The sequence below is a fragment of the Pseudomonas oryzihabitans genome (genome assembly GCF_024652905.1).
Lineage (GTDB): Bacteria > Pseudomonadota > Gammaproteobacteria > Pseudomonadales > Pseudomonadaceae > Chryseomonas > Chryseomonas benzopyrenica.
Genome location: NZ_CP102428.1, coordinates 3395979 through 3422922, shown reverse-complemented (window position 1 = coordinate 3422922; position 26944 = coordinate 3395979). Strand labels below are relative to the sequence as shown.

30 protein-coding genes and 1 pseudogene are annotated in these 26944 nt (G+C 64.7%); 15 read left to right on the top strand and 16 right to left on the bottom strand.

Annotation, left to right across the window (positions count from 1 at the left end; genetic code table 11):
* Positions 1-30: 30 nt before the first annotated feature.
* Positions 31-576 carry a GNAT family N-acetyltransferase gene (locus tag NRG74_RS15880; protein ID WP_257704757.1) on the top strand — a complete coding sequence of 182 codons (546 nt, stop codon included), beginning with the start codon at positions 31-33 and terminating at the stop codon, positions 574-576.
* On the opposite strand, the gene NRG74_RS15875 is transcribed toward NRG74_RS15880, so the two are convergent.
* Both NRG74_RS15875 and NRG74_RS15870 read right to left on the bottom strand, forming a co-directional pair.
* Positions 542-1618: a serine endopeptidase gene (locus NRG74_RS15875; protein ID WP_257704756.1), complete on the bottom strand. Its 1077-nt coding sequence runs from the start codon at positions 1616-1618 to the stop codon at positions 542-544. The two genes, NRG74_RS15880 and NRG74_RS15875, sit on opposite strands and share 35 nt — an antisense overlap.
* Before the next feature lie 81 nt (positions 1619-1699).
* A pseudogene (locus NRG74_RS15870) lies at positions 1700-1831 on the bottom strand (EamA family transporter); the annotation flags it as partial.
* Between the two features lie 126 nt (positions 1832-1957).
* On the opposite strand from NRG74_RS15870, the gene NRG74_RS15865 reads away from it, so the two are divergent.
* Complete coding sequence (locus NRG74_RS15865) at positions 1958-2647, top strand: YoaK family protein (RefSeq protein WP_017639584.1); 690 nt, start codon at positions 1958-1960, stop codon at positions 2645-2647.
* Positions 2644-4275: an ATP-binding response regulator gene (locus tag NRG74_RS15860; RefSeq protein WP_257704755.1), complete on the top strand. Its 1632-nt coding sequence runs from the start codon at positions 2644-2646 to the stop codon at positions 4273-4275. The genes NRG74_RS15865 and NRG74_RS15860 overlap by 4 nt, the downstream gene beginning before the upstream one ends.
* Here NRG74_RS15860 and NRG74_RS15855 read toward each other — a convergent pair.
* Positions 4268-4909, bottom strand: coding sequence for a LuxR C-terminal-related transcriptional regulator (locus NRG74_RS15855; protein ID WP_257704754.1), 642 nt, complete (start codon positions 4907-4909; stop codon positions 4268-4270). The genes NRG74_RS15860 and NRG74_RS15855 overlap by 8 nt on opposite strands.
* Before the next feature lie 118 nt (positions 4910-5027).
* The gene (locus NRG74_RS15850; protein ID WP_257704753.1) at positions 5028-6431 is read right to left on the bottom strand and encodes a NorM family multidrug efflux MATE transporter; all 1404 of its coding nucleotides are present in this window, start codon (positions 6429-6431) and stop codon (positions 5028-5030) included.
* A 106-nt stretch (positions 6432-6537) separates the two neighbouring features.
* Between NRG74_RS15850 and NRG74_RS15845 the strand changes: the two genes are divergently transcribed.
* From NRG74_RS15845 to NRG74_RS15835, 3 genes are all read left to right on the top strand, one after another.
* Positions 6538-7467 (top strand): LysR substrate-binding domain-containing protein, encoded by a 930-nt coding sequence (locus NRG74_RS15845; RefSeq protein ID WP_017639580.1) that lies wholly within the window; start codon positions 6538-6540, stop codon positions 7465-7467.
* Between the two features lie 161 nt (positions 7468-7628).
* Complete coding sequence (locus tag NRG74_RS15840) at positions 7629-9599, top strand: methyl-accepting chemotaxis protein (RefSeq protein WP_257704752.1); 1971 nt, start codon at positions 7629-7631, stop codon at positions 9597-9599.
* A 128-nt stretch (positions 9600-9727) separates the two neighbouring features.
* Positions 9728-9919 carry a hypothetical protein gene (locus tag NRG74_RS15835; protein ID WP_027597468.1) on the top strand — a complete coding sequence of 64 codons (192 nt, stop codon included), beginning with the start codon at positions 9728-9730 and terminating at the stop codon, positions 9917-9919.
* Here the strand turns inward: NRG74_RS15835 and NRG74_RS15830 are convergent.
* Together NRG74_RS15830 and NRG74_RS15825 are read right to left on the bottom strand one after the other, a co-directional pair.
* Entirely contained in the window at positions 9916-11406 is a 1491-nt protein-coding gene (locus NRG74_RS15830; RefSeq protein ID WP_017639577.1) for a YifB family Mg chelatase-like AAA ATPase, read from the bottom strand. The two genes, NRG74_RS15835 and NRG74_RS15830, sit on opposite strands and share 4 nt — an antisense overlap.
* 62 nt (positions 11407-11468) lie before the next feature.
* Entirely contained in the window at positions 11469-11768 is a 300-nt protein-coding gene (locus tag NRG74_RS15825; protein ID WP_064306842.1) for an accessory factor UbiK family protein, read from the bottom strand.
* A 394-nt stretch (positions 11769-12162) separates the two neighbouring features.
* On the opposite strand from NRG74_RS15825, the gene glnK reads away from it, so the two are divergent.
* The 4 genes from glnK (at position 12163) to sutA (ending at position 14886) form a co-directional block, all read left to right on the top strand.
* Positions 12163-12501, top strand: a complete 339-nt coding sequence (gene glnK / locus NRG74_RS15820) for a P-II family nitrogen regulator (RefSeq protein WP_003096476.1) — start codon at positions 12163-12165, stop codon at positions 12499-12501.
* Positions 12502-12549: 48 nt separating this feature from the next.
* A complete protein-coding gene (locus tag NRG74_RS15815) occupies positions 12550-13890 on the top strand; it encodes an ammonium transporter (RefSeq protein WP_026083673.1) in 1341 nt (446 codons plus the stop codon).
* Between the two features lie 172 nt (positions 13891-14062).
* A complete protein-coding gene (locus tag NRG74_RS15810; RefSeq protein WP_093255020.1) occupies positions 14063-14482 on the top strand; it encodes a secondary thiamine-phosphate synthase enzyme YjbQ in 420 nt (139 codons plus the stop codon).
* A 71-nt stretch (positions 14483-14553) separates the two neighbouring features.
* Positions 14554-14886, top strand: coding sequence for a transcriptional regulator SutA (gene sutA, locus NRG74_RS15805; protein ID WP_017639573.1), 333 nt, complete (start codon positions 14554-14556; stop codon positions 14884-14886).
* 264 nt (positions 14887-15150) lie between these two features.
* Here the strand turns inward: sutA and NRG74_RS15800 are convergent, their stop codons facing one another.
* Complete coding sequence (locus tag NRG74_RS15800; RefSeq protein WP_257704751.1) at positions 15151-15486, bottom strand: hypothetical protein; 336 nt, start codon at positions 15484-15486, stop codon at positions 15151-15153.
* 210 nt (positions 15487-15696) lie between these two features.
* Positions 15697-16104, bottom strand: a complete 408-nt coding sequence (locus NRG74_RS15795) for a hypothetical protein (RefSeq protein ID WP_257704750.1) — start codon at positions 16102-16104, stop codon at positions 15697-15699.
* A 112-nt stretch (positions 16105-16216) separates the two neighbouring features.
* Here NRG74_RS15795 and NRG74_RS15790 point away from each other — a divergent pair, with 112 nt between their 5' ends.
* A complete protein-coding gene (locus tag NRG74_RS15790) occupies positions 16217-16555 on the top strand; it encodes a cupin domain-containing protein (RefSeq protein ID WP_017639569.1) in 339 nt (112 codons plus the stop codon).
* 36 nt (positions 16556-16591) lie between these two features.
* Here the strand turns inward: NRG74_RS15790 and NRG74_RS15785 are convergent, their stop codons facing one another.
* Together NRG74_RS15785 and NRG74_RS15780 are read right to left on the bottom strand one after the other, a co-directional pair.
* On the bottom strand, positions 16592-16945 hold the full coding sequence (locus NRG74_RS15785; RefSeq protein ID WP_017639568.1) for a hypothetical protein: 354 nt from the start codon (positions 16943-16945) through the stop codon (positions 16592-16594).
* Positions 16946-17420: 475 nt separating this feature from the next.
* On the bottom strand, positions 17421-17816 hold the full coding sequence (locus NRG74_RS15780) for a hypothetical protein (protein WP_257704749.1): 396 nt from the start codon (positions 17814-17816) through the stop codon (positions 17421-17423).
* Positions 17817-18143: 327 nt separating this feature from the next.
* On the opposite strand from NRG74_RS15780, the gene NRG74_RS15775 reads away from it, so the two are divergent.
* Together NRG74_RS15775 and NRG74_RS15770 are read left to right on the top strand one after the other, a co-directional pair.
* Positions 18144-18464: a hypothetical protein gene (locus NRG74_RS15775; protein ID WP_257704748.1), complete on the top strand. Its 321-nt coding sequence runs from the start codon at positions 18144-18146 to the stop codon at positions 18462-18464.
* Positions 18465-18499: 35 nt separating this feature from the next.
* Positions 18500-18940, top strand: a complete 441-nt coding sequence (locus NRG74_RS15770; protein ID WP_257704747.1) for a hypothetical protein — start codon at positions 18500-18502, stop codon at positions 18938-18940.
* A 4-nt stretch (positions 18941-18944) separates the two neighbouring features.
* Here the strand turns inward: NRG74_RS15770 and NRG74_RS15765 are convergent, their stop codons facing one another.
* On the bottom strand, positions 18945-19382 hold the full coding sequence (locus NRG74_RS15765) for a hypothetical protein (RefSeq protein ID WP_257704746.1): 438 nt from the start codon (positions 19380-19382) through the stop codon (positions 18945-18947).
* A 372-nt stretch (positions 19383-19754) separates the two neighbouring features.
* On the opposite strand from NRG74_RS15765, the gene NRG74_RS15760 reads away from it, so the two are divergent.
* On the top strand, positions 19755-20849 hold the full coding sequence (locus NRG74_RS15760) for a type I restriction endonuclease (protein ID WP_257704745.1): 1095 nt from the start codon (positions 19755-19757) through the stop codon (positions 20847-20849).
* 252 nt (positions 20850-21101) lie between these two features.
* Positions 21102-21596 (top strand): hypothetical protein, encoded by a 495-nt coding sequence (locus tag NRG74_RS15755; protein ID WP_257704744.1) that lies wholly within the window; start codon positions 21102-21104, stop codon positions 21594-21596.
* Between the two features lie 237 nt (positions 21597-21833).
* On the opposite strand, the gene NRG74_RS15750 is transcribed toward NRG74_RS15755, so the two are convergent.
* The 5 genes from NRG74_RS15750 to NRG74_RS15730 all read right to left on the bottom strand — a co-directional run bounded on the left by NRG74_RS15750 (position 21834) and on the right by NRG74_RS15730 (position 26940).
* Entirely contained in the window at positions 21834-22319 is a 486-nt protein-coding gene (locus tag NRG74_RS15750; protein WP_257704743.1) for a hypothetical protein, read from the bottom strand.
* Positions 22316-22951 carry a tail assembly protein gene (locus NRG74_RS15745; protein ID WP_257704742.1) on the bottom strand — a complete coding sequence of 212 codons (636 nt, stop codon included), beginning with the start codon at positions 22949-22951 and terminating at the stop codon, positions 22316-22318. The genes NRG74_RS15750 and NRG74_RS15745 overlap by 4 nt, the downstream gene beginning before the upstream one ends.
* Positions 22948-23532 carry a tail assembly protein gene (locus NRG74_RS15740; protein ID WP_257704741.1) on the bottom strand — a complete coding sequence of 195 codons (585 nt, stop codon included), beginning with the start codon at positions 23530-23532 and terminating at the stop codon, positions 22948-22950. Before NRG74_RS15740 ends, NRG74_RS15745 begins: the two co-directional genes overlap by 4 nt.
* Positions 23533-24164: 632 nt before the next feature.
* Positions 24165-25946 (bottom strand): DUF927 domain-containing protein, encoded by a 1782-nt coding sequence (locus NRG74_RS15735; protein WP_257704740.1) that lies wholly within the window; start codon positions 25944-25946, stop codon positions 24165-24167.
* The gene (locus NRG74_RS15730; RefSeq protein WP_257704739.1) at positions 25933-26940 is read right to left on the bottom strand and encodes a toprim domain-containing protein; all 1008 of its coding nucleotides are present in this window, start codon (positions 26938-26940) and stop codon (positions 25933-25935) included. Before NRG74_RS15730 ends, NRG74_RS15735 begins: the two co-directional genes overlap by 14 nt.
* Between the last annotated feature and the right edge of the window lie 4 nt (positions 26941-26944).

The following is a 26944-nucleotide window of genomic DNA, read 5'->3' as shown; positions in this document are numbered from 1 at the left end:
TCCGGTCAAGTAACCCTCTGGAGTCCGCCCGTGTCCTTGCCCACGTTGTATACGCCCCGCCTGCTGCTGCGGCCCTTGCAGCTGGAGGATGCCGGGGCGATCCAGCGGATCTTTCCGCAGTGGGAGATCGTGCGCTACCTCTCGGCCAGGGTGCCCTGGCCCTATCCCGCGGACGGTGCCCTGAGTTTCGTCCGTGATCTGGTCCTGCCCGGCATGGCCGCGGGTACTTACTGGTGCTGGACGCTACGGCTGCAGGCGCGACCGGACGAGCTGATCGGCTTGGCCAGTCTGCAGGAGGAGCCGGACAACCAACGCGGCTTCTGGCTTGATCCCGGATACTGGCGGCAGGGTTTCATGAGCGAGGCCTGTGTCGAGCTCAATCGCTACTGGTTCCAGACACTCGCACGACCGAGTCTGCGGGTGACCAAGGTGATCGCCAACGAAGGCTCCCGCCGGCTGTCGCAGCGCGAAGGCATGCAGCGTATCGCCTGCCTGGAGATGGACAGCGTGAGCGGACGGCTCCCCGCGGAGTGCTGGGCGCTCACCCGGGCGCAGTGGTTGGCGCAGCAGGGGTAGTCACGGGCGCACGCGCCACCGTCCCACACGCCTGGCAGAAATGTGCGAAGGCGCTCTTGCGTGTTTGGCAGGCGCCGCAGTGGTCGTGCAGGCCGATGCCGCAATGGGGGCAGAAGTCGATTCTCGGGTCCTTGAGGTCCACCGGCCGCTCGCAACCCGGACAGACGCCCTTGGCCAGGCGCGCCAGGGCGGTGTCGTAGTGCAATTCCTCGCGGCGCACCGTATCCGGCTGGGCTTCCTTGAGCGCCAGGCGGGCGCGGTAGTCCTGCAGCGCGCGGATGGCATAGCGTCCACCCAGCACCGTCAGCAGGATGCCCACCAGATAGCGCACATAGCCGCCATAGCTGGGCAGATAGGGCACCAGCTCGACGAAAAAGGCGAACAGCGCGAAGAAGATGAAGCCCCAGACGAAGGGCCACCAGGTGCTCTTGCGCTGTCGGACGAACAGCCAGGCCGCCACCGCCAGCAGTGGCAGGGTCAGGGCCAGACGATAGAGAAAGACCCGCAGCTCGGCCTGCTGGCTGGCCTCCAGCCAGGCGGACTGCGCCGACTCGCCAAGGCTGGCCAGGGTACGCTCGGCGGCGTTGGCGCGCTGCTCGGCATCCAGCAGCGCCTGTTCCTGGCGTTCGACCTGCTGCTCGGCTCGGCGCTCACCGGCCTTGAGCTCGTCCAGGGCGCGACTGCGGGCGATCAGCTCGGCGTCCTGCTCGGGGCGCTGGGTGCTCTGGCGGGTGGCCAGCCAGTTGTCGAAGGTCTCGCGGTTGGCCCGGTAGCTGCGTGCCGCCGCGGTCTGCTGCAACTGGGCCTGGTCGAGGGCGTCCTGGGCCGTGCGTCGAGCCTGGTGCGCCTGGCGCTGGTCCCCACGGGCCGTGGCAGTGGCCACCGGGTCCATGAAGTCTTCCAGACCTTGCTGGCGCTCGACCTGGGGCAGATCGCCGACCAGGGTGCCACCCAGGCCGATCAGAAAGCCGGCGAACACCAGCGCCAGCAGCCAGAGGCCGCGATTGAACCACTTTTCCGAAAGCCGCAACGATTTGCCCATGGATCCCTCCTGGTCGAAAGAAGGCTCAGCTTAGCCGCTCCCTGGTCCTCTCGCTCAGGCCAGCTTGATCGCCACCAACCCGGCGGCGAGGCCGGCGCCGATCTGGATCAGGCTGGCGGTGAGAAAGCGATCGAGACCGATCTTGAGCAGGGCGTTCCAGCCGGCGTGCAGCAGGGCGGCGAGCAGTACCAGGGCGAACAGGGGCGTGGTCACGAGGCCTCCGGCCAGGCGGATCCATCAGTCTAGCCCAGGGCGCCTTCCAGGAGGCCGCCCATGGCGCCAGGATCCCCGACGCCGCACACTGGCGGTCGTTTTCGCTGCCGCGCCAGGATGGCCGCCATGAATCCCTCTGCTGCTCTTCCGCCCCTCGCTCCGCCCGTGACGCCACGCCACGGTGCGGTCGGCCTGGCGCTGGTCGCCGGGCTGTCACTGCTGGCTGGCATGACCGATGCCATCGGCTTTCTCGCCACCGGCGATTTCGTTTCCTTCATGAGCGGTAATACCACCCGTCTAGCGGCCGATGTGGCGGCGGGTCGTTGGGCTGCCGTGGGGCACCTGGCGTTGGCCATCGCCACCTTCGTGCTGGGCAACGCCGGCGGCGTGCTGCTGCAGCGGCTGACCCGCCAGCGCGCCTGCCTGCTGCTCGGCCTGCTGGCCCTGCTGCTGGCCCTGGCGGCCAGCCTGCCCGCAGGGCGCCTGGCGCTGCTGACCGGGGTGTTCGCCATGGGCATGGTCAATGCGGTGGTGGAGCAGGTCTATGGCCTGCCCATCGGCCTCACCTACGTCACCGGCGCCCTGTCGCGCTTCGGGCGCGGTCTGGGTCACTGGCTGCTGGGCGAACGCCGTCGCGGCTGGCGCATCCAGCTGGTGCCCTGGCTGGGCATGCTGCTGGGCGGGGTGCTGGGCGCTGCCCTGGAGGCGGGCCTGGGTCTGGCGGCCTGGTATGCCTGCGCGGCACTGGCGGCAATTCTGGCGGTGATCTTTCGCCTGATCCCGCGAGCCTGGCAACTGGGTTATCTGGCGTCATGAGCGAAGCGACCCCTGCCCTGGGCGTCAGCGTCCGCGATCCCGAACTCGGCCAGGCCAAGGTTCGCCTGGCCTTCATCCTGCCGGCCTCGGCCTACATCATCGGCGCCTGGGCCTGCGGCCTGTTCGGTACCGCCGTCCTGCTAGCCAACCTGCTGTGCTACGCGCTGTTCGCCGTGGTGGCCATCGGACTGTTCTTCGAGGTCCGGCAGTGGCCGGGGGTGAAGCCCTGGCGGCGCCTCCTGGCCATGAGCCTGGACTTCAGCGCCATCACCTTTTCCTCCATCACCAGCGGCGAGGCCCTGCTGCCACTGTTCGGCGTGCTGCTCTGGGTCACGGTGGGCAATGGCCTGCGCTATGGGCGTGGCTACCTGTTGCTGGCCACCGGACTGTCACTGACCGCCCTGGCCGCCATCATCGCCGGGATGCCCTTTCTGCAACGCTATCCCACGGTGGCCCTGATGATGCTGGTGACCGCCCTGCTGGTGCCCGGCTACGTCTATTTCCTGCTGACCCGCATCCAGGATTCGCTGCGCGAGACCCAGGCCGCCAACCTGGCCAAGGCGCGCTTCCTGGCCCAGGCCAGCCATGACCTGCGCCAGCCGATCCATTCCATCGGCCTGTTCACCGCCTGCCTGCGCGACAGCCAGCTGAGCGCGGATCAGGGGCAGCTGGTGGACAACATCGACCGCTCGCTGCTGGGCGTCGAGCAGCTGTTCCGTTCGCTGTTGAACATCTACACCCTCGATCAGAAGCAGGTCAGCCCGCGGCGCACGGTGGTCGACCTGGATACCCTGGTCGACGACCTGATCCGGCAGAACGCCGAGGCGGCGCGCTGGGCGGGGGTGGAGATCCGTTGGCGCCCTTGCGGCCTGCAGGTCTACAGCGATCCGGCGTTGCTGCTCACCTCGCTGCAGAATCTGCTGTCCAACGCCCTCAAGTACGCGCCCGGCCAGCCCCTGCTGCTGGCGGTGCGCCGCCGTCAGGGCCGGCTCGCCTTGGCGGTCTACGACCAGGGCCCCGGCATCGCCGCCGAGCACCTGCCGCACCTGTGCGAAGAGTTCTATCGGGTACGGGAGACACGGGATCGCGACATCGAGGGGGTCGGCCTTGGCCTATCCATCGTGCAGCGCATAGCCACCTTGCTGGAACTGCAGCTGATCATCCGCTCGCGGCCCGGGCGGGGCACGGCGGTCAGCCTCCAGGGCTTGCCACTGGCCGCCGTGCCGCTGGAGGCGCGGCCAAGACCGGCGAGCGGTCCCCAGCACCTGCTCGCCGGCTGGCGGGTGCTGCTCATCGAAGACGATGCCAATGTGCTGCTGGCCACCGCGACCCTGCTGCGCAGCTGGGGCTGCGAGGTCGCCACAGCCACCAGCATCCCCGCCGGCGCCGTGGCCTGCGATCTGGTGATCACCGATTTTGATTTGGATCGCAGCGCTTCCGGCGCCGACTGCATCGCCTATCTCAACCGGCTGCAGGGCCGACGCATTCCGGCCATCGTGGTGACCGGCCATGACATCCCGCAAGTCCAGCAGGCGCTGGGCGATGCCGAGATTCCGGTGCTGGCCAAGCCGGTACGACCGGCGGAGTTGCGCGCCCTGCTGCTGGCCTTTCGCGTCGCGGCTACCTGAGCGAACGCTGGGCGCCGAGGCCGGTCTTGGCACCAAAGGCGGCCGCTGCGGCGCGGGTGCCGACGCCCAGGGTGCGCAGCAGCGCGGACACATGGATGCGCACGGTAAAGGGCGAGATGGTCAGGACCCGCGCGATCTCCTTGTTGCTCAGGCCCTGGGTGATCAAGCCGAGTACCTCCAACTGCCGCGGCGTCAGCGCCTGCAACCGGTTATCGGGTGCCAGGCTGGTCGGGGCCAGACTCGGCGTGGCGTAGCGCACCACAGGTTGCCCGGCGAGACAGTCGGCGATGGCCTCGGCCATGGCCGTCGGCGGCAGGGCCTTGCCGATGAAGCCATCCACGCCCGCCGCCAGGATGTGCTCGATCACCGTGGCGTCTTCGAGCATGGAGACCACGACCAGGGTGCTGCGCTTGAATTCCTGGCGCAGCGCGCGCAGCGAAAAACTCAGGTCCTGACCGGGATAGAGCAGGTCCAGCAGCAGGCCGCTGGGCGGCTCGCCCTGGCGCGCCAGTTCCAGGACCTGTTGCAGGCTGTCGGCCTGCTCCACCTGTGCCTGCGGCTGCAGCTGGCGCAGGATGCGCACCAGGCCTTCACGAAACAGCGGATGGTCGTCGGCGACGATGAAACGTTGCATCTCTGGCTATCCTGGGGCCGCAGACGCCGGTCGCAACTCCGGGGTGGCCCAAAGCCTTTATTCTAGCGCAGCGGTCGAAAGTGGACCACTTGGTAAAATTCCTGGGCCGCCGCGGCGCTCACCCGTTTTGCGCCATGCCGCGCGTGGCGGCCAGCGGCTCCGGCGGGGCCTGCACAGGGCCTGCGCCCAGCTGCCGCCGCATCAGCCACTCGAAGGCGGCGGTCAGCAGCACGGCCGCGCAGGCCAGTCCCAGCGCCAGCCCCCACCACACCCCGTGCGGACCGAAGCCTGCGTGCACTCCCAGGAGCCAGGCGCTGCTGGCGCCGATCAGGCAATAGCAGAGCAGCCCGCCATAGAAGCCCAGACGCGCCTGGCGGATGCCGCGCAGGGCGCCCTGGGCGATGCTCTGGGTGCCGTCGAAGATGACGAACAGCGCAGCGATCAGCACCAGCTGCCGCGCCAGCTCGCTGACCGGACTGTGGGCATCTGGCAGGAACAGTCCCACCAACCATGCGGGAAAGCTCCAGAACAGCAGGGCGATGCCCAGCATCACCAGGGCGCCGCCGCCGATGGCCAGCCGCCCCACCAGCAGCGCCTCCCGTGGCCGGCCCGCGCCCTGATGCTGGCCGATGCGAATGCTGGTGGCATAGGACAGCCCCGCCGGCAGCATGAACACCAGGTACACCAGCTGGTTGGCGATCTGATTGGCCGCCAGCGCCGTGGCACCCAGGACGCCCATGCACAGGGCCGCGGCGAGGAACAGGCAGGCCTCCACCGCATAGGTGCCGCTGATCGCCAGGCCCTGGCCGAGGGTGTCGGCGAGGGCGCGGCGATCCGGGCGGCGCAGATAACGACGCAGGGGATAGGCGGCATAGGCCGGGTGCCGGGCGATATACAGCGCCAGCCCAAGGGCTGCGCCATTCATCACCACGGCGGTCACCGCGCCGATGCCCGCGAGCCCGGGCTGCGGCAGGCCGCCCCAGCCGTGCAGCAGGCCGAGGTTGAACAGGGCGTTGAGCACCGCCGCACCCAGGACGATGGTCAGCACCGGCCCGGGTCGTTCCAGGGCGCTGGTGAAGCCGCGCAGGGTCATGAACAGCAGGTGGCCGGGCAGGGCGAAGGCCAGGCAGCGCAGGAACACCCCAGCCGCCTGACGACTTTCTTCCGGCTGGCCGGCCAGGGCCAGCAGCGGCTCGATGTGCCACAGCAGGGTGCCGGCCAGCAGCGCCAGCACCCCGGCGATCCAGATTCCCGCCGCGGTCACCGCCGCTACTCCTTCGCTATCCCCCGCACCCCGGCGCAGCGCCGCCAGGTTGGCCACCGCGGTGATCACCCCCACGCAGATCACCGAGACGAAGGAATAGACCGCAGCGCCCAGGCCGCCACCGGCCAGGGCGGCAGGCCCCAGGCGCCCCATCATCAGGGTGTCGGTGAAGACCATGGCCACATAGGCCAGCTGGGCGCCGATCAGGGGCAGGGCGAGACGCAACAGCGCGAGCAATTCGTGACGCGGCAGGGACATGGGGCGATCTCGCTGAACGGGAGGCGACTTTGACAAGAACTCATTGTTGGATGCGGTCGCGCCGCCCACAATCGGAAAATAGCCATGTCATCCATGAGTCTGAGTCATGCCTGAAGTCTCCACGCGGCTGCCGCCGCTGTACGCCTTGCGCGCCTTCGAGGCCGCCGCCCGCCATGGCTCCTTCACTCGCGCGGCCCAGGAATTGTCGCTGACCCAGAGCGCGGTCAGTCGTCATGTACGGACCCTGGAAGAGACCTTTGGCTGCCGCCTGTTCGAACGCGCCGGGCGTCAGCTGGCGCTGACCGAGCCCGGCAAGCTGCTCTTGCCCGGCCTGAGCGAAGGCTTCGAGGCGCTGGCGCGGGCCTGCGGCAATCTCGTCGTGGCGGAGGGCACCCTGAGGCTCAAGGCGCCCACCACCCTGTCACTGCGCTGGCTGCTGGCGCGTCTGGCGCGCTTTCGCCAGCTCAGTCCGCAACTGGACATCCAGCTCACCAGCGTCTGGATGGCCAGCGACCGGGTCGACTTCGTCCATGAACCCTTCGATTGCGCGGTGCTGCTCGGCAATGGCCGCTTCCCGGCGGATTGGGAGGTGGTGCCGCTGTTCGACGAGTGGCTGGTACCGGTCTGTTCGCCAGCCGCGGCCCGAGAGGGCGTCTGGGATGTGGCGCGCCTGCAACGGGAAGAGCTGCTGCATCCCACCTTCGACCGCCGCGACTGGCGCCGCTGGCTGCAGGCCATGGGCTTGACCCAGGCGGTGCCGCTCAGCGGCGGCCAGGTGTTCGACACCCTGGAACTGGGCATGGCTGCCGCCGCGCGTGGCTATGGGGTTTCCATCGGCGATCTGGTGATGCTCGCCGAGGACCTGGCGGCCGGGCTGATCGCCTTGCCCTGGCCAGCGGCCGTGGCCAGTGGCGATGCCTATTATCTGGTCTGGCCACGCAATCGTCGGGGGCAGGCACGCGTTCGCCAGCTGGGCGATTTTCTGCAGCGGGAGGTGGCGTCCCAGAGCCTGCCAGAGGTCATTCGCCACAAATAAGGCGCCAGACATCCGTCATTCGCTTTAGTTCGTCACGCTCCAGCCGATAAACTAACCGTTCATCGCTAAGAAGGCCGCCGTAGAGCGGCTCGTCCCTGATGTAGACCCTTGCCCTCAATTTCGTACTGCCCTACAGGGATGTAGGCGCTTTGGAGTCCTCTATGGTCATTTCTCCGCGTCGTAGTATTGCCCGACAACTTGCCTTGGCCCTCAGTCTGGTACTGATTGTCGTGATCGCCGGCAGCTGTCTGTTCGCCCTGCATGCCTTGAGCGTGTCCATCGAAGGCACCCAGCGCAAGCACCTGGGCAGCGAGGCCCGGCTGCTCGCCGATCAGCAGCAGACCTTCCTCGGTACGCTCAAGGTCAGCACCCAGCGCCTTGCCAATCTGTTCGAGCGCCGCTTCGATGGCGGCCTTTCCCGCAGCAGCGAGCGTACCGTCGTCGCCGGTACCGACACCCCGGTGCTGCTCTACAAGGGCGAGGCGCTCAACAACGACTTCACCCAGGTCGATGATTTCACCCGCCTCACCGGCGGTACCGCCACCATCTTCGTGCGCGATGGCGACGACTTCACCCGCATCACCACCTCGCTGAAGAAGCAGGACGGCAGCCGCGCCATCGGCACTCGCCTGGACCGCAAGCATCCCGGCTATGCCGGTCTGCTGCAGGGCCAGACCTACGTGGGGCGTGCCCAGCTGTTCGGTCGCTCCTACATGACCCAGTACAGCCCGGTACGCGACACCCAGGGCCAGGTCATCGCCGTGCTCTATGTCGGCTTCGACTACACCGACGCCCAGGCCCAGCAACTGGCCCAGCTGACCCAGCTGCGCATCGGCGAGACCGGCTCCCTGGCCCTGCTCGACGAACAGGGCAACTGGCTGGTCCCGCCGGCCAATGCCAAGCAGACCGACGAATTGCTCGCCGACCTCAAGAGCGATCCCAAGCAGCGCGTACATGGTTGGCAGGACGGCAATCAAGCCTTCCTCAGCGTCAGTGCGCCAGTCGCCGGCGAAGGCTGGACCGTGGTCGCCACCCTGCCCAAAGCCGAACTGGACGCCCCGGTGCATGCCGTTGGCCTGCGCCTGGCCATCGGCAGTCTGATCGCCCTGGTGCTGGCGGTGGTCGCTTCGGTCGTGCTGCTGCGCCGCAAGCTCAGCCCGCTGGGCCAGCTGGTGGAGCGGGCCCAGGCCCTGGGTCGCGGTCAGCTCAGCGTGCGCGTCGAGGCGCGCAGCCACGACGAGATCGGCGAACTCGCCCAGAGCTTCAACCAGATGGCCGATGCCCTGGCCTCCACCGTCGAGCAGGTTCGTGGCTCCTCGCGCGCGGTCACCGAGCGCTCCCAGCAACTGAGCCAGCTCTCCGACCAGACCCTCAGACGCTCCGCCGAGCAGTCCACCCAGATCGACAGCATGGCCAGCGCCGTGGAGGAATTCAGCGCCACCGCCCAGAACATCGCCGATGGCATGCAGCGCACCGAGCGCCTGGTGCAGGAAAACGCCCAGCAGACCCGTACCGGTACCCAGGCCATGCAGGGCGCCTCGGGCGCCCTGGAGCAGATCGCCGATTCCCTGGCCAGCACCGCCGAACTGATCAAGGGCCTGGATGGCCGCTCCCAGCAGATTGGCGGCATCATCGGCGTCATCAGCGGGATCGCCGAGCAGACCAACCTGCTGGCGCTCAACGCGGCCATCGAAGCGGCCCGCGCCGGTGAGCAAGGTCGTGGCTTCGCCGTGGTCGCCGATGAGGTCCGGCAATTGGCCGGTCGCACCAGCGAGGCCACCCGCGAGATCTCCCAGATGATCGGCGCGGTGCAGGGCGAGACCCAGCGCGCCATGGGCGCCATCGACGAAGGCAATCGCCTCATGGAGCAGGGCCTGGCGCGTAACGCCGATGTGGCCCAGGCGCTGCGCAGCATCGATCAGCAGGTCGCCGAGGCGGTGGAGCAATTCTCCGGCATCGCCCAGGCCACTGCCGAGCAGAGCACCACCGCCACGGCGCTGAGCCGCAACATCCAGGCGATCGCCGTGGACAACGCCGCCCAGCGCGATGCCGCCGAGGTACTGGCCGGTACCGCTGGCGAGCTGCGGCACTTGGCGGAAGACCTGAGCGCCGAAGTGGGCCGGTTCAGCTAGCCGGATCTTTCTGGCAGAACCGAAAGGGAGGCTCAGGCCTCCCTTTTTCATTCCTGCGCACCTTGGCGCTTGCCTGGCTGCAATACTCTGACTACTGTATGCAAATACAGTATAAGAGGAGGGGTGTCATGGGCGTATCCAACGAGGCGGTGCAGGCCGTCGAACGCATGCTGACCACGCTACGGGCGGAGCGCGACGACTATCGCGAGCTGGCCCACCAATGGCGGGCCATGTGCTTCGAGCTGGCGCAGGAAAACCAGGCGCTGCGAGATCGGCTGCAGGAGCCGCCGCGGCACTATGGTCCGCCTGCCGGCGCCTAGTGACTCGCCCGATACTGTAGCGCTTCGGCCAGCTGCGCCCGCTGGATCTCGGCCTGGCCGGCCAGATCGGCCAGGGTGCGGGCCACCTTGACCACCCGGTGCAGGGCGCGCAGGGACAGATTCAGGCGTTCGCCGGCGCCTTCCAGCCAGCGCTGATCGGCTTCGCTCAGGACACATACCTGGTGCAGCTGATCGAGGCCGAGCAGGGCGTTGGGGCGGCCCTGGCGCGCCAGTTGGATGGCCCGGGCCTCGGCGACCTGGCGTGCGGCCTCCGCCGTGGTGAGCTCGGCAGCCGGTGAGGCGCCCAGGCGCAGGTGCTCGCGGGCCACGGTCAGGTGCAGGTCGATGCGGTCCAGCAGCGGACCGGACAGCTTGCCCCTATAGCGCTGGATCTGCTCCGGACTGCAGCGACAGCGGCCGCTGGGGTCGCCCAGGTAGCCGCAAGGACAGGGATTCATCGCCGCCACCAGTTGGAAGCGCGCCGGAAAGCGTACCCGCTCGCGTGCCCGGGCGATGACGATCTCGCCACTTTCCAGGGGCTCGCGCAGCACCTCCAGCACCTTGCGATCGAATTCCGGCAACTCGTCGAGAAACAGCACCCCGCGATGGGCCAGGGTGATCTCGCCAGGCCCGGGGCGGCTGCCACCGCCCACCAGCGCCGGACCTGACGCCGAATGGTGCGGCTGACGAAAGGGTCGCTGCGGCCAGTGTTCCAGCGGCTCGGGTCCGGCCACCGAATGGATGGCGGCGACCTGCAGCGCCTCTTCCTCGTCCAGGGGCGGCAGGAGCCCTGGCAGGCGGCTGGCGAGCAGGGTCTTGCCGGTTCCTGGCGGTCCGGCGAGCAGCAGGTTGTGGGCACCGGCTGCAGCCACCACCAGGGCACGCTTGGCCGCCTGCTGTCCCTGGACCTCGGCGAGATCGGGATAGGGCAGCGGGGTGCGCAGCAGGCCGCTGGGCTGATAGGGCGCCAGCGGCGCCTGGCCGCTCAAATGGCCGGCGAGCTCCAATAGGTGATCGACCGCCAGCACCGTCAGGCCGCTGGCCAGGCAGGCTTCCTCGGCATTGGCACGAGGCACCACCAGGATACGGCCCGCCGTTCGGGCGGCCAGCGCCGCCGGCAGTACGCCGCGAATCGCCCGCACCGCGCCCGACAAGGCCAGCTCCCCCAGGCATTCGTAGCCGTCGAGGCCTTGCGCCGGCAGCTGCCCGCTGGCGGCGAGGATGCCGATGGCCAGGGCAAGGTCGAAGCGCCCGCCGTCTTTAGGGAGATCGGCGGGAGCGAGATTGAGGGTGATGCGGCGACTGGGGAATTCGAAACCGGCCGTGAGGATGGCGCTGCGCACCCGATCCTTGGCTTCGCGCACGGCGGTCTCCGGCAGGCCCACCAGGGTGAGGGCGGGCAGGCCATTGGCCAGGTGCGCCTCGACGACCACCGGCGGCGCTTCCACGCCCACCTGGGCGCGGGTATGAACGAGGGCAAGCGACATGATCTCTCCTTGATCGTGCTTCGTTAGACAGCAGGCTGCACCATCCTGGCGCGCCTTCAAGGTCAGTCGGCGGCGGCGACATCCGTGGCCGGGGTCACCGGCGGCTTCACGTCCTGGCTCCGGCTGTTCTCCAGCTCGTTCAGACGCGCTTCGAGGGCCTCCAGGCGCGCACGCGTGCGTGCCAGCACCGCCATCTGCGCATCGAATTCATCACGGCTGACCACATCGAGCTTGCTCAGTGCACCCTGGAGCAGGGCCTTGAACTGGCTCTCGATTTCCGCCTTGGGCAGCGGCGAGTCCTGACCGAACAGCCGGCTGGCCTGCTGAGTCAGGGAGTCGAACAGCGAACGGGTCGTGGACATGGTTATTCCCTGCCTGTAATCAAAGCCCGAGTGTAGCACAGCGGCTCCTGTGCCCCGGATAGCCACGACTGCACCGCTTTGGTGCCATCCCCGTGCCAGAGCTGTTCGCTGTTGGTGCAAAGTCCTGCCCCATGACCGGTGGTCTGCCCTGTCAGGAGGCGCGCCAGGCCCACCGGCCCCGGTAATACGGCCCCCTTCACAAACCTGGCAAGCTTTCTGCTACTGCCGAAGCAGAGACGGGCGTCAGCGGACGCCTGGGGTAGAGGCGCGCTCTGGCCGCTTCTGCCGTAACCACGGCGATTACCACGCCGACGGTTAAACAGACGGTCACTGCGCTAGACTTGGGCCGGGGTTTGTTTTCCTGGGGCAAGTCAACTCAATCGGGAGAAGTTTCATGAAACTAGTCACCGCCATCATCAAGCCGTTCAAGCTCGACGACGTGCGTGAGTCGCTGTCCGAGATCGGTGTGCAAGGCATCACCGTTACCGAGGTCAAGGGCTTTGGCCGTCAGAAGGGCCACACCGAGCTCTATCGCGGCGCCGAATACGTCGTCGACTTCCTGCCCAAGGTCAAGATCGACGTCGCCATCGCCGACGATCAACTCGATCGCGTCATCGAGGCCATCACCAAGGCCGCCAACACCGGCAAGATCGGTGACGGCAAGATCTTCGTGGTGAATCTCGAGCAAGCCATCCGCATCCGTACCGGCGAAACCGACACAGACGCCATCTGACGCGTTAACCGACCGCCCAACCCCACACGAGCCCCAGGAGAAACAACGATGACTCTGCGCACCTACGCAGGGCTAGGAGCCCTCATGTCTTTCGTAGCGCTGCCGGGCCTGGCCATGGCCCAGGAAGCGGCTGCGGCACCAGCAATCAACAGCGGCGATACGGCGTGGATGCTGATCTCGACAGCCCTGGTGCTGTTCATGACCATCCCTGGTCTCGCGCTGTTCTACGGCGGCATGGTGCGTGCCAAGAACGTCCTCTCGGTGATGATGCAGTGCTTCGCCATCACCGGTCTCATCAGCATCCTGTGGATGGTCTACGGCTACAGCCTGGCCTTCGACACCACCGGCATGGAGAAGGGCGTCACCAATCTGAATTCCTTCATCGGTGGCCTGAGCAAGGCCTTCCTGTCCACCCTGGAGCATGATGCCGTCACCTCGGCTACCGCACTGTTCCCGGAAAGCGTCTTCGTCACCTTCCAGATGACCTTCGCCATCATCACCCCGGCGTTGATCGTCGGCGCCTTCGCCGAGCGCATGAAGTTCTCCGCCATGCTGGTCTTCACCGGCCTGTGGTTCACCTTCGTCTACGCCCCCATCGCCCACATGGTCTGGAGCGGTGACGGCGGCCTGATGTGGGACTGGGGCGTACTGGACTTCGCGGGTGGCACCGTGGTGCACATCAACGCCGGTGTGGCCGGCCTCGTCGCGGCCCTGGTCCTGGGCAAGCGCAAGGGCTATCCCACCACTCCCATGGCGCCGCACAACCTGGGCTATACCCTGGTCGGTGCCGCCATGCTGTGGGTCGGCTGGTTCGGCTTCAATGCCGGTTCCGCCGCCGCTGCCAACGGCACCGCCGGCATGGCCATGCTGACCACCCAGATCGCCACCGCCGCTGCCGCCCTGGGCTGGATGTTCGCCGAGTGGATCACCCACGGTAAGCCGAGCGCCCTGGGCATCGCCTCTGGCGTGGTCGCCGGTCTGGTGGCCATCACCCCGGCCGCCGGTACCGCCGGCCCTATGGGCGCCTTGATCATCGGTCTGGTTTCCGGTGTGGTGTGCTTCTTCACCGCCACCAGCCTCAAGCGCAAGCTGGGCTACGACGACTCCCTGGACGCCTTTGGCGTGCACGGCATCGGCGGCATCGTCGGCGCCCTGCTGACCGGGGTCTTCGCCGCCCCGGCCCTGGGGGGCTTCGGCACCGTCACCGACATCGGCGCCCAGCTGTTCATCCAGTTCAAGGGCGTGGCCTTCACCATCGTCTACACCGGCATCGTCACCTTCGTGATCCTCAAGGTGCTGGACGTGGTCATGGGTCTGAGAGTCAACGAAGAAGAGGAAACCGTGGGTCTGGACCTCACCCTGCACAACGAGCGTGGCTACAACCTGTAAGCCGCCGCTCTGGAAAAAGGCGCCGCGAGGCGCCTTTTTTACGTCTGCCGTACGGCCGGAACAACCGTCGTCCTGCTGTGTCTAGACTGCACGCCAGCGGTGTGCAATCACCGCTTTGCTTTTCCGATCGTCGCGCTAGAATGCGCGCCCAGTCAGTCGGCGGGGGTTGTTCATGTGGCTGCAGCGGACCTTTTCCCTGCGCGCGCGGGCGCGTGGTTTCCATCTCGTCACGGCTGAGGTGCTGGAGCAACTGCCCGAGCTTGGCGAATGCCGGATCGGCCTGTTGCACCTCTGGCTGCAGCACACCTCGGCCTCGTTGACCATCAACGAGAATGCCGACGGGGCGGTGCGCCGTGACTTCGAGCGGTTCTTCAATCAGCTGGTGCCCCAGGGGCAGGCTGGTTACGAGCACGACTACGAAGGCCCGGACGACCTGCCTGCGCATTTCAAGAGCAGTCTGCTCGGCTGCAGTCTGAGCCTACCAGTCCAGGCCGGGCGCCTGGCGCTGGGAACCTGGCAGGGCATCTACCTGGGCGAGCATCGCGACCAAGGTGGCGCGCGGCGGCTGATCGCGACGCTGCAAGGCGAATAGCCAGGAATTTTTTTTAAGAGGCCGCGTCAAAACGCGCGGTCCGATTTTGCCAAAGTCTGTGGAGGCGGTTTATGAGCGACGAAGATCTGGAGCAGGACGACCTGGAGACCGGGGCGGAGGAAGAGGGCGATAACGAAGACTTCGCTGCCGCAACCGACGACGCCGAGCAAGAGGAAAGCGGCGAAAGCGAAACACCCGCGTCCGGCAGCAAGGCCAAGAAGAAGCGCGAAGCCGAGCCCGAGGAACTGCCTTCGGTGGAAGCCAAGCAGCGCGAGCGGGATGCGTTGGAAAAGGCCATGCAGGACTTTCTGGCCCGCGGTGGCAAGGTGCAGGAGATCGACGCCAATGTGGTCGCCGATCCGCCCAAGAAGCCCGACAGCAAGTATGGCAGTCGGCCCATCTAGGACCACGCCATACCGCCTTCGAAACCCCGCCTCGGCGGGGTTTCGTCTATCTGGCAGTTACAGCAGCGCCATCACCATGATGAAGCCGGTGAAGGCCGCAGCCATGGTCGCAAGGCAGGCCATGCAGATTACATCATCTCTCTCATACATGTTGGCAACGCCCTAAAGCCTAATGGGGTGATGGCATTTTGCTCCTCTGGCAAACATCTCCCTGTGTGGCTCATCGCAAAAGGCCACCATCTCGCCGCCGCGATGCCAAGCAGTTCACCAATGCCGGGGTGGTCCGTAATAGGGTCGCGCCTCATAGGCCGGCGGATAGGCGTAGTAGCCCGGCGGTGCCGGCCGCCAACGCGGCGCGGCATAACCCGGTTGCGGATAGGGCTGGTAGTAGCTGTAGGGGTAGCGATCCCTGCGGTAATAGGGGGGGTGCCGGTGATGCCGTCGAAATTCGCCCGCCGGCAGGAATTCGCCGCCCTCGGCGACGGCTGGGGCGCCGCCCGCCCAGGGCTGTCCTCGATCGGGGCCTTCATGGGCGGCGGCCAGGCCGCTGGCGGTCAGGGTGGCGGTCAACAGCAGAATCAACGACGCTCGCGATGCCATGGTGTTCTCCTCGCGGCGCTCGATAGGCCGCGTCACCATGAAACACCTTTGGCGGTCAGCGGACGTCAGGCCAGGTAAAGGTCCGGTAAGCCCGCCCGTCCACTCAGCCCCAATCGAGGCCCTGCATGCCGACGGCGACGATCAGCGCCATGGCCAGCAGGCCGATACCGCACATCAGGATGGTCAGCTCCAGTTGATCCAGACGTCGCTTCATCCCTGCCACCAGTGCCAGAGGGTAAAGCCGACCAGCGCCAGCACCAGGCCGAGAAACAACCGGTTCAGCCATAAGCTGACGCCGCTCAGCACCCTGAACCAGAGGGGGACGGTCGGCTCGGCGGTACGCGGGCCGGGCTGGTCGATGGCTGGTTGAGGCAGGGCGCCGGACAGGGCAGGGGCGATGAGGGGAATCGAGGGAATCGGCATGCAGTAAGCGCCTCCGTGCGCCTGGTGCGAGGTCTGGTTGACCGCAGCGGCCAACCGGGGTCGAGCGGCGCCCTTGATCGGTAGCCACCCCTGCGATCGATCATCGCCGAAAATCTTGGCGATCGGGTGACGGGCTCCCGAAAAGGTCGGGCGGATCGCACTCTTGACGGCAAATGGCAGAGCACCTGGGGCCATGGCGGCGACTCCTGGATGGCGCGGATCCCTTCGAGACTTGAGCGCCTGGTCGGACAGGCGCAGTCTGGATGACCTTAGCGCACCCTGGCGCGAGGCCCTATGGGAAAACGTCATGACCAATCTGTTTCGCGACCTGCCCGATGCCTCCGCCGCGGAGGTGTTCACGTCCCTGCTGGCGCGGCCCGGTTGCCGCATCGAACGCATCGTTTCCCAGGGCCAGACGACGCCAGCGCAGACGCCCTATCGGCAGGCCCATGAGGAGTGGGTGCTGGTTCTGCAGGGCGCCGCGCGGATCGCCCTGGAAGGGCGGGAGGTGGCGCTCGAGCCAGGGGATACGCTGCTCATCCCCGCCCACGCTGAGCACTGGGTGACCTATACCGATCCCACAGTCGCCACGGTGTGGCTGGCTCTTCATCTCGGCGTGGTGGACGGAGCCCCGGCGCCGGCGTGAGGGCGATGGCGCCTGGCGTTCTTTCGACAGCCGTCGCTAGCGGACCAGGGTCACCGGGCCATGGTCGTCGCAGTGGCCGTCATGGACATGATGCAGCCGGCCATCCACCAGGTAGTCGACATGATCGCCGTGGGGCACGGCTTCGTGACCGCAATCGGGCCCATGGACGTGGTCGGCCGCATGGCCGCTGCTCTGGCCATGGGTGCAGTGATCCGGATTGGTCGCATTGACCTCCAGCACGTGCTCGTCCACGTGGTCACCATGCATGTGGTGCAGATGGCCGTCGTGGAGATAGTCGATGTGGCCCGCGTGCTCGATGGCGGTGTGGCCACAGTTCGGACCGTGCTGGTGGCTGTGATTGGCGTGATGCTTTTGGCTGCAGGTGCTCATGGTGCTGACTCCAGAAAAGGTGGGTGTCGGGCGACGCCGTGCCATTAAAAAGTCTGAAGTGGGTAGAGAGTCAAGATCGTCTGGGCGGGTTTCGCAAAGGATTGAGGCTGTCTAGAACGGGCCTTGGCACCCTTGGGCAGGAGCAGGAGCAGGAGCAGGAGCAGGAGCAGGAGCAGGAGGGCGGTGCTGGGCCGCAAGGGAAGGGGCGTGACGAGATAGCGACGCCTGCAGGCTGGCTTGCCCATATCGCAGGCACAAAAAAACCGGCGCTAGGCCGGTTTCTCTGATTTCCAGATCCCGCAGGATCTGGAAGCTTGTCTTGGTGCAGGGACGGAATCGAAAGATTGCCTGAGTAGCAGCAACTGCAGGGTTCCTGTTTTGAAGGGGCATGAGTTTACCCTCATTTTTACCCCTAAAACCGAAAGTACTCCCCTCACATACCTTAACCGAGGGGCGTTGGGAGGAACCGAAACGCTTAGTGTGGTGAGGCTGCGTTCACTGTACGGTTGAAATCCACTAGAGCTTTCCAAGCGTTTGGTTGGCATCCAAACATGTTGTTGCACCAGAGCTTTGCAGTGATGGCGTATTTGCCGCTACCTAGTGCCTCTTTCGAGACCTGCGCTGCAAGGTTGGGGCTATCGGGAAGCGGGTTATACGTATCGAAGTAGTCAGCGCCATAGTTTTGGATCTTCGTTCCAGCGTTATTGAGCACCCAGCGTCGTGCGGCAGACCATTTAACCTGACAGTCGTCATCGCCCTGGCATACCGGCGTCGTCCTTCCAGCCTCACTTCTCCATGCGTCCACCTCTTGGCTCGATACACAGCCAGTCAGCGCAGATACAGTCCCTATTAAAATCAGCAAGCGGCGCATGTCTCATCTCCTTGAGTGAATTGCGTCGCAAAATATCAGCTGTTTTCCTCCTGTCAAATCTGGCGGATAAGGCTGTCTGTATGAGTGATGAAGGGTCATGCCAGGATTGATTTACCGCCTAGTAAGCGCGGAGGTCATTCCCATTTTCCGCGGCTATCGCTCTGACAGAAGCAGTAATTTGCGAGCGTGAAAAATGGTGGAGCGGTCGGCCCCTGAGGGCGGCTCCTAAGGCTTGGCTATGCCCCCTCCCATTTTCGACATTCGTCTACTTCAAGAGCATACCGACCGTTGCCGATAAGGAGAGGACGCATCTAGGGAGGAACCATCATGCGCATTCAGCTCCTCGCCGTCGCCTTTTCGCTCTCTGCACTGGCGGCTCCAGCCTTCGCCCTGCAGGGTTTCGTCAGCGACGATCAGGTCGCCCAGCAGATCATTAAAGAGTCGATCGCCAACTATTCCGGTCCGTGCGCCTGCCCGTACAACCATGCTCGCAACGGGAGCAGTTGCGGCCGTCGTAGCGCCTACAGTCGGGCGGGCGGCTATGACACGGTGTGCTATCGGGAGGACGTGAGTGCAGATGACATTACGGCTTACCGAGAGCAGTACGGTCTTGCCGCAAAGCAGGTGGCCAAAAAGCGCAGCCAATGAGCGGACAAGAGCACCAGGCGAGTGACTCGGAGGTTATGGCGCTACTCTCCCAGGCGAAAGGGCTCGCCAGACGTTACAAGGAGCTAACAGGCAAACCGCTGGGGATTACTGGCGAGGTTGCCGAGTACGAGGCGGCCCGGCTACTGGGGCTTGAGCTGCATTCGGCTCGTCAGGCCGGCTATGACGCAACGGAGATCCGTGACGGTTCCCCTAGGCGCATCCAGATCAAGGGGCGCCAAGTTACGTCAGGCAACCGCAGGGCGGGACGGATGGGCGCCATCGATCTACGTCAGGAGTTTGATTCAGTGCTACTGGTGCTTCTGGATGACGACTTCAATGCTTATGAAATGCGTGAGGCCTCCAGAGGTGACGTAGAGGCTGCCCTAGCTCGCCCTGGCTCCAAAGCACGCAATGAGCGTGGGTCTCTTGCTATCGCGCAGTTCAAGGCGATCTCGATCCTGCGCTGGCGCAGATAGCAGCTCAGCCACCACCATGCAGTTCGCCGGCAGCCCATCGATGTTCGAAATCCCACTTCGCCCTCATGACCTTGTTTTGGCATTCCACCATGTGGCGATCGTCACGCCAAACGTCACAGTCCGGCGACTGGTGGAAGAACGCATTCCAAGCAGCTTCCTTCTTCTGCCATTCGTCAGCGCGACGTATGGAGTCCGCAGCTCGGCGGTCAGCCTCCACGCGCGTCGCCTGAGCTTGAGCCTGGCTTGCTGCCTGGAACTGTGCCTGCTGTTGGAGCGACTGCTGCTGAACCTGGGCGATGGTCTTTTGCACCTGCGCTAGCTGATGCTGCGTGAAGTCTTCGGCGACTAGTAGGCGAAGCTTGTAGGACACCAGCGCTATTACCGCGGCGCCTGCCAAACCGAGGGCCCAGGATCGAAAGGTGCGGGGGCGGCGTCGTGCCATGTGTTTCTCCCTTTATGTCAGACTTCGATTGAAGTGGCGCCGACCAACTTAGCCATATAGGCAAGAGCAGTGATTGCGCATAGTGCGAAAAACAGGTTGCGGACGGTGAATGTCCTTAACAAGTTTTTCCGCTGCTTAGATGTGCCAGTAAACATACTTTCGAAATCCGGACTGACGTGAGTTGAGCTTGAATCGAACAGAGCGGCTCCACAAGTGGCTGGCAGATTATTGCTTTCCCCGGCTGCGCTGACAGGATGGTGAGCAAAGCCGCGACCAGTGGCTCAGTTGGGGCCTCAGGCGGCATTGATGCGGGATGCAGGGTGTGAGATCTCTGCCGATACTGAAAGGACCTGCAACCCAAAGGAGGGAACCATGGAGTTTGAAGAGAAGTTGGCCAGCCTAGCCGCGAAAATTCGGCAACAGAAAGCGGCGATTCAGACAGAGGAAGCGACTAAGACGGCTTTCGTCATGCCGTTCATTCAAAGTGTTCTTGGTTACGATGTATTCGATCCGCTCGAAGTCGTACCTGAGTTCATTTGTGACGTTGGCACAAAGAAAGGCGAAAAAATCGACTATGCCATCTTCAAAGATGGACAGGTACAAATTCTTATTGAGAGTAAGAAGGTCGGCGAGCCTCTCAATATCAATCATGCTAGTCAGCTCTTTCGCTATTTTCATGTGACCACTGCGAGAATCTCGATACTGACCAACGGTCAGGTTTATCGATTTTTCACCGATCTCGAAGCGCCGAACAAAATGGACGATAAGCCGTTCCTCGAGTTTGACATGCTAGATATCGATGATCATGTCGTACCGGAACTCCAAAAGCTTACCAAGTCAGCCTTTGACGTAGAGTCAATTATCAGTGCCGCTGGCGAGCTGAAGTATGTCGGACAAATCAAGCGTGAGCTTCAGGCGCAGTTTCAGCAGCCGGATGAGGACTTCGTCCGCTTCTTCGCCTCTCGCGTTTATGAGGGCACCATCACCCAGAAAGTAAGGGAGCAGTTTGCTCAGCTAACGCGCAAAGCTACCGTGCAGTTTCTAAGTGATCAGGTGAATGATCGGCTCAAGTCGGCAATCACTGGGAGTGCTCAGCCGGTAATAGTTAGTCAGGTGGTAGCTGCCGGCGCCACTCCAGGGAGCGAGTCCCAAGTCGACGTAGTGGAGAAAGACTTGGTTGTTACAACTGCGGATGAGATCGAAGGCTTTAACGTAGTGAAAGCCATCATTAGGTCTGTCGTTGATGTAAAGCGCATCACTGCCCGAGATACACAAAGTTATTTTGGCATCTTGCTCGATGATAACAATCGGAAGCCAATAGCACGGCTTCATTTCAATCGATCTCAAAAGTACATTGGTACTTTTGATGAGGCAAAGAAAGAAACTCGCCATCCGATAGAGTCTGTGGACGATATATTCGAGTTGGCGGAGCTGCTCAAGGCTACTGCCTTGACTTACGCCGGTTAGGTTGCCTTCGGGGGGGGGGGGCTACGAGGCGCTCCTTCTTCCGCGGCGATGTTCCGCTCTGCTAGAGTTTTTGACCACCTATCTCCACCCAATCCCCTGCGCACCAAGCTTTATGCCGCTTTGGGGCTAGGTTCGCGTGTCTTTCCCGTCAAAGGCCTGTCAGAGGTTTCGTCAAAAACTGTCAAAAAATTCTTGCATTGGCCGGTTTCTAATATTTACCTATTTTTCCTCTGTACCGATCAGGAGTCGAGTATGTTCGTACCGAAGATATTTAAAGCCTTAGCTCTTTCGGTCGCCATAGCTTCAGTTTCTGTAGTTGGCTTTGGAGCAACTAGGTCAGCTATAGAGGCATACGAAAAGGCTGAGCAGGTTGTAATTTCCATGCAGGAAGGGAAATACTTCAAGGCACCTGCGAGCGATGCAGATGTAGACCTGTCGGTCATGGCGCCCAAATTTATAGTCGCGTTCGTACTTGGAAAAAACGCCATCAAACTTCCTCGCCAGGTTCATGATTACAATCCTTTGGGTAAGCTGACCTCGCTTCTCAGCAGTTGCGAATACGCGATCAAAAAGAGTATTTCCGACGACGGGCTTGTGCATGTCTTGGTTATTCGAGTCCCCGACACCATGTGGGATATAGAGCAGACAATCCACAGTGTTAGAAGCCATGCGCTTGTCTACGCCATTGACGATGGGTCGGGATACTTCTCCTCAGCTAATACGTTTCGGGCTTTATCGAAGGGCTGAGCAGTTCCTTGTATTCCTTTCCTAGGGTCCTCCAGTGCAGACCTAAAGGCGTAGAGTCCCCTAGTAAGCACGAAGGCGAACATCCTGGTTCACCTTGACGAGCTAGCGAAATCACCTGATCGAGCTGTGGTGCTTAAGTGGCTCTGCTACAGCCCTGCGGACTTGTGACCGTCTGATGGCACTGGTAGACCTGTCAATGTATGGTCAATCAAGCGATGCCTTCGACGGACTAGATTCCTAGTGCCGACTCTCCCCAAACATCTCGCCGCTTGCCGCTATCTGGAATAGCCCGCGCCACTTCTCTACCAGCTTCGGCTGCGGGTCAGGCGCCCAGCGCACCAGGTCGACCACAACGGGATGATGCCCACCGGCCGCGGCGATCAACTCGTCCGGCTCTAGGCCCTGGCCCGCGCAGAAATCATTCCAGGCATGCGCAGCGGCGGCCGCCTCGGCTCGTATCTGCTGGCCAGCCTGTTGATTGCCTGCGCACAGGTTGTGCCAGGTAAGTGCCAGCCCGCGCAGCTCAAGCTCGTACTGGATCGCCACACGGAGCACCATTCGGGCGCGGTCCAGATACTCGGGATCGGCAGAAGTGGTAGTACGCCGCGGCGCGGTATCGATCAGCCGGCGGACCTCGGCGAAGTCGCTGGCGGCTACCGCTTGCACCGTACGCTGGGTTCTCTCCGTAGGGGTCAGCGCGGCGTAATCAACCGCGCTGGTCATGCCTTGTCCTCCGCGTAGATGCCTGCGCTCAACACGGCACTGCCGACAATCATGCGCCCATAGAGCAGCGGTACCGGATTACCCTGGGCCTGGGTGTTCACGGGCCCGTTGAAGCTGTAGCTAGGTGAGTTATCGGCGCTATCGCCAGTCCCTAGCCCCTTGGGCACCTTCGCCGACATCTGGGCCACGCCACTGAGCGCTAGCGAGATACCCACGGCACCTACTGCGGCCCAAGCTGCACCACCTGCATAGCCTGCGCTACCGAACAGGGCTCCCGATCCGGTCGCAGCCAGGCCGCCGGAGAAGTACGACGCAACGGCGATCAGCGCCACACCTATTACCGTTTGCAGTCCTCCCGACCGCTTGCTGCCGGCGATCACTGGTGCGATCCGGATCTCGGCCCGGCCAGGCGGATGCCCCAGCTCGTCCTGGCCGATGTTCCGCCGGCCGTGGAAGACGGCGAACACGACTCCCCGGTCCCTGGCGTCGTAGAAGAATTGCTCGAAGCCTGGGAGCTGGACGGATAGCGCCCGTACCGCTTCGGCGGCGCTGTTTACGACCAGGCGGTGCACTCGGCCGAACCGGGCGCCTAGGGTGCCGTAAAGGCGGACGACGCGAATGCGCTCGCTCATTGGGCGTCCTCCGCATAGATCCCCGCGCTTATGATTGCCCCGCCCCAGCGCCGGCGGCCGTAGCAGATCGGGACCGGGTTTCCACTGGCTGTGGTGTTCTTAGCGCTGCCGAACGCGTAGCTGGGCTGGTTCTCGGGCGAAGCGCTGGAGCGTAGCCCCTTTGGCTGTGGACTGATCATCTGGATGATGCCGCCCGCAGCAACCGCTAAACCTGGGGCTAGTGTTGCGCCTCCGGTAACAGGGCTAAGGGCGATCAGAACCACGCCGACGACTGTCTGCAGTAGTCCAGCGCGTTTGCTACCGCGCAGCACCGGCACGATGCGGATCTCTCGGGTACCGCCTAGCTCGAAGCGATCGGCGGCGACATTCTTGCCGTTCCTGAAGATCGCGTAGACCAGACCACGGCGCTCCAGGGCGGCGATGGCCTCGCGGAAGCCATCCAGGGTATTGCGTAGGGCGCTGAAAGCTTCCTCGGCGGTACCACGGTCGAGGATGTAGCGGTGATTACGTCCGAACAAGCGTGCCAGCGGCCCTGACAGTTTAATAATGGTGGCGGGGGTGTAATGAGCTGCTGTGGTCATTGGGCGCTCCTGCCGCCTGGGCGGCCTTGCGTGGCGCTGATCGCGCCTTCGTGGGTGCTGGTGCTGGAAGGCCTGGCGGGCGACAGGACAGACGCCGTTGGCCAGCGGTGCTTGGCGGCCTCATCGGCCTGCCGCTGAGTCATGGGGGCGCCGACCATGCTGCAGATCAGTTCCCCATCGATGAAGACCTGCCAGCACGGGCTGGCGGGATCTGCTTGGGCGGGTGGGTCGAGCAGTACGAGCTTGCAGCTCAGAGGTACGTCTGGCGCAGGCTGTGGGCGAGGCGTGGCGCGTGTTTCGAGAGCGTCGGCTTGTTCGATTCGGTCAAGCAACGCGGAAAGAATGCCCATGCATTTGTCCCCATAATTGGATTGTGTCCACACCTGTCCCCACTCTTGTCCCCACAAAGGGGACGCTACAGCCCGCATGGTTACTGGATGTCCCCAGCGTCCCCCGTGTCCCCGCACTTTTTATGTCTTCACCTACACACCGCCCCCTCTCATAGGTCTGTATTTCGAAAAATTGGTGGGGTCGCTGGGGACAGTGGGGATAACCCTTCAACGGCGCGGGTTTCAGCGTCCCCACAACGCCGAAATCCGTCCCCACGTCCCCAAATTCAGGCCTCTTTTTCATCACGCCGCCCCCTCCAACGCCTCGGGATTGATGGCGTAGAACTTCGCCTTGCCGCCGCCAGGCAACCGGTAGCTGGCCTGCTGACGGCCTATATCCCGCTTGGCGATGGCGCCGGCCGCATCAAGGGCTTTCGCGATCCTCGATACGCCGTAGCCCTGGGCGGCCTGTAGCAGCGCGGGACGATTGAACAGGTATAGGCGCCGACCGGCGTCGCTATGCCAGTAGCCAGCGCGGTCGTAGACCCGGCTTCGGTCGTCGTCTGCCGCTGCCTCGATGTCGGAGAAGCGGCTGCTGCCATGACGGTCGATGAAGTCGGCAACGCCGGTCAGGATCTGGCGGTCCTCGGCGTTGCCACTGCCAACGCGGGCCAGCCACTCGGCGTACAGGAGGCGGGCATCGGCTAGGGCAGTACCGGCAGGCCATGGCAGCAGGCCGTAGGCGATAGCCATCTCGCTCGCCAGGGCGATCACGGCGAAGCGATCCGCCACCCGGCCGGCCTGGGCGTTGTCACTCTCGAAGCTGGCCCGCATACGCCCGAAATCAGCCTCGAGGCCAGTGCGGTCATTGCCGTGTAGCAAGCACTCAACGAAGGCCGGGCCAAGGTGGCCGTAATGCTGGGAGGTGGCCACCGTCAGCGCTCGGTGGAAGGCGGCGCCCTCCATGCCGTGCAGCTCATCGAAGGCACGATAGGTACGGGTGCCCGCGTTCACGTCCACCATGCGCAGTTCCGCGCCGGCATGCGCTGGGCTGCCGGCGATGGCGGCATGCTCGGACAGCGATCGCTCGCCACTAGATAGCGCCAGCACGCACCAGGAGAGCTTGGCGCGGCTCTGGCGGTTGCGATCCATGGTGCCCTTGCCCTGGCCGTTGGAGAGGGCATAGGCCATCTCCTGCACCCGTTTGGGGTCGGCCCGCTTGATCTCGTCCAGTGGAAGCAGGGTGTCGTTGCGCGAGGATGCCTCGATCTCCAGGCCGCCCTTGCTCATGTCCCAGCTGGCGGCGAACAGCTTTGGCGGTCCCCAGACGGAGGCGCCCACCAATTGCGCCAGGGACTTGCCGCTGGAGCTGTCACCCACCAGGTGCACGCCGCCGCCCAGCACGCCCACCAAGCTCAGCAGGGGGCCAGCTAAGGCGCAGCCGATGGCCAGCGTCAGCACAGGGTTACCCTGGCACCGGGACGCGATGAGGGCCTGCCAGGCCGCTAGGTCACCACGGGTGGTGAACAGATCCACCTCGCCGCCACCCTGAAACCGCACGTTGTCTCCGCCGATGGTGCGCCGAGGCAGCACGAAGGCTCCGGACGAATGCCAGCCTGGCCGGCTGGTTGTGGCGTAGACCGTAGAGGGGCGTTGCTCCAGGAGGTACTCCATGAAGGCGTTGCGCTTGCGCGGGCTGATGATGGCGCCCATGGCGAACAGCGCCCGGCGGGCATCCTCGCCGCTGCCGCCAAACATCTCCATGGGCATAGCCCACTCCCTTACGCCCCCACCATCGGTGACCAGGCGTAGTAGGCGCCCCTCGCTGCCATCGTCGCTGTTGATCGTTCTGGCAATAACCGTCACGGGGGTGGCGATCCATTCGTCCACCAGCGCCCGGTCGGCATCGGCCTGGGTAGCGTCATCGGCAGTACGGCAGGTGTGTCGGTAGACGCCCGGCTTCAAGGTGCGACCGCGCTCGTTGCGCACCGGGTGCTCATACACACCCCAGCCAGGCCGGCGCGGGTTGATCGAGGGCTCCTCCAGGCGAGCCAGGGACACAAGGTTGCTTTCAGGCTTGGCCATGCTGGGCCCTCCATACTGCGAGGTCGTTGAAGTCGTTCAGGCTGGCAGGTGCCTCGGACGGGAAGTCGGGGAAGGTCACCAGGGCGCCAGCGGCCAGGGCGGCAGCGTTCGCCGCGGTGCGGCCGGGGTTGCCCTCGGTCTCGCGGTCGTCGTCGCCGGCGATTACCAGCTCCAGGCCGGCGCCGTAGCGTTCGCGCAGCGCCAGCGCCACGGCCTTGAGGTTGCCGGCGGTCATGGCGCAGGCCACGGGGCAGCGCTCGTGCTCGTGCAGCGTGGCGCCGGTTGCCCAGCCCTCACAGACGAACAGGCGTGTGGCACCCTCAATGCGGCCTAGTGGGGAGTAGCAGCCGGTGACCTGAGCGCCGTAGAGCATCTTTTTCCCGCCGTCGTGGCCGATCCGCTGCAGGTTGAGCAGGCGTCCACCGGCATACATCGGCACCAGCAGCACGTCGCCGCGCTGGCGCAGGCTGTAGGGCCTGATCCCCTTAGTGGTGAGGTAGGGATGGGCCGGATCTGCCCGGCGCCCGTCGCGCCACCAGCGCTGTGCCTGGCACGCGGCCTTCTGCTGGTCCTGCTGGCGCTGGCGCTCCTCGGCGGCCAGGCGTTCGTCTGCAAGCCGGACAGCCTCGGCTAGGCGCTGTTGCTGGGTGGCCATGGCATGGGGATCGCCGTGGCCTTCCAGCGGCGCCAGATCGAGCCCAAGGCGTCGCGCTAGGTCGCGGGCGGCGTCGGTCTGCCGGACTCCCCAGAGAAAGGCCGCGAGACTAACCAGGTCGCCGCCCCGATCGCCGCTGGCGAAGTCATGCCACCGGCCATCCACCAGCGAGACGGAGAAGCTGCCGGCGTGCCGGTCGGCGCGGGTCGGGTTACGGCTCCACCACTCCGAGCCCTGGCGCTTGCCCTCAGGCAGCAGCTCAGGCACCAGTGCCGGGGCATGCAGCAGGGCGAGAGCAGCAACGCTGCGGATGGCGTCGGTCGTGCGATTACTCGTCATGGCC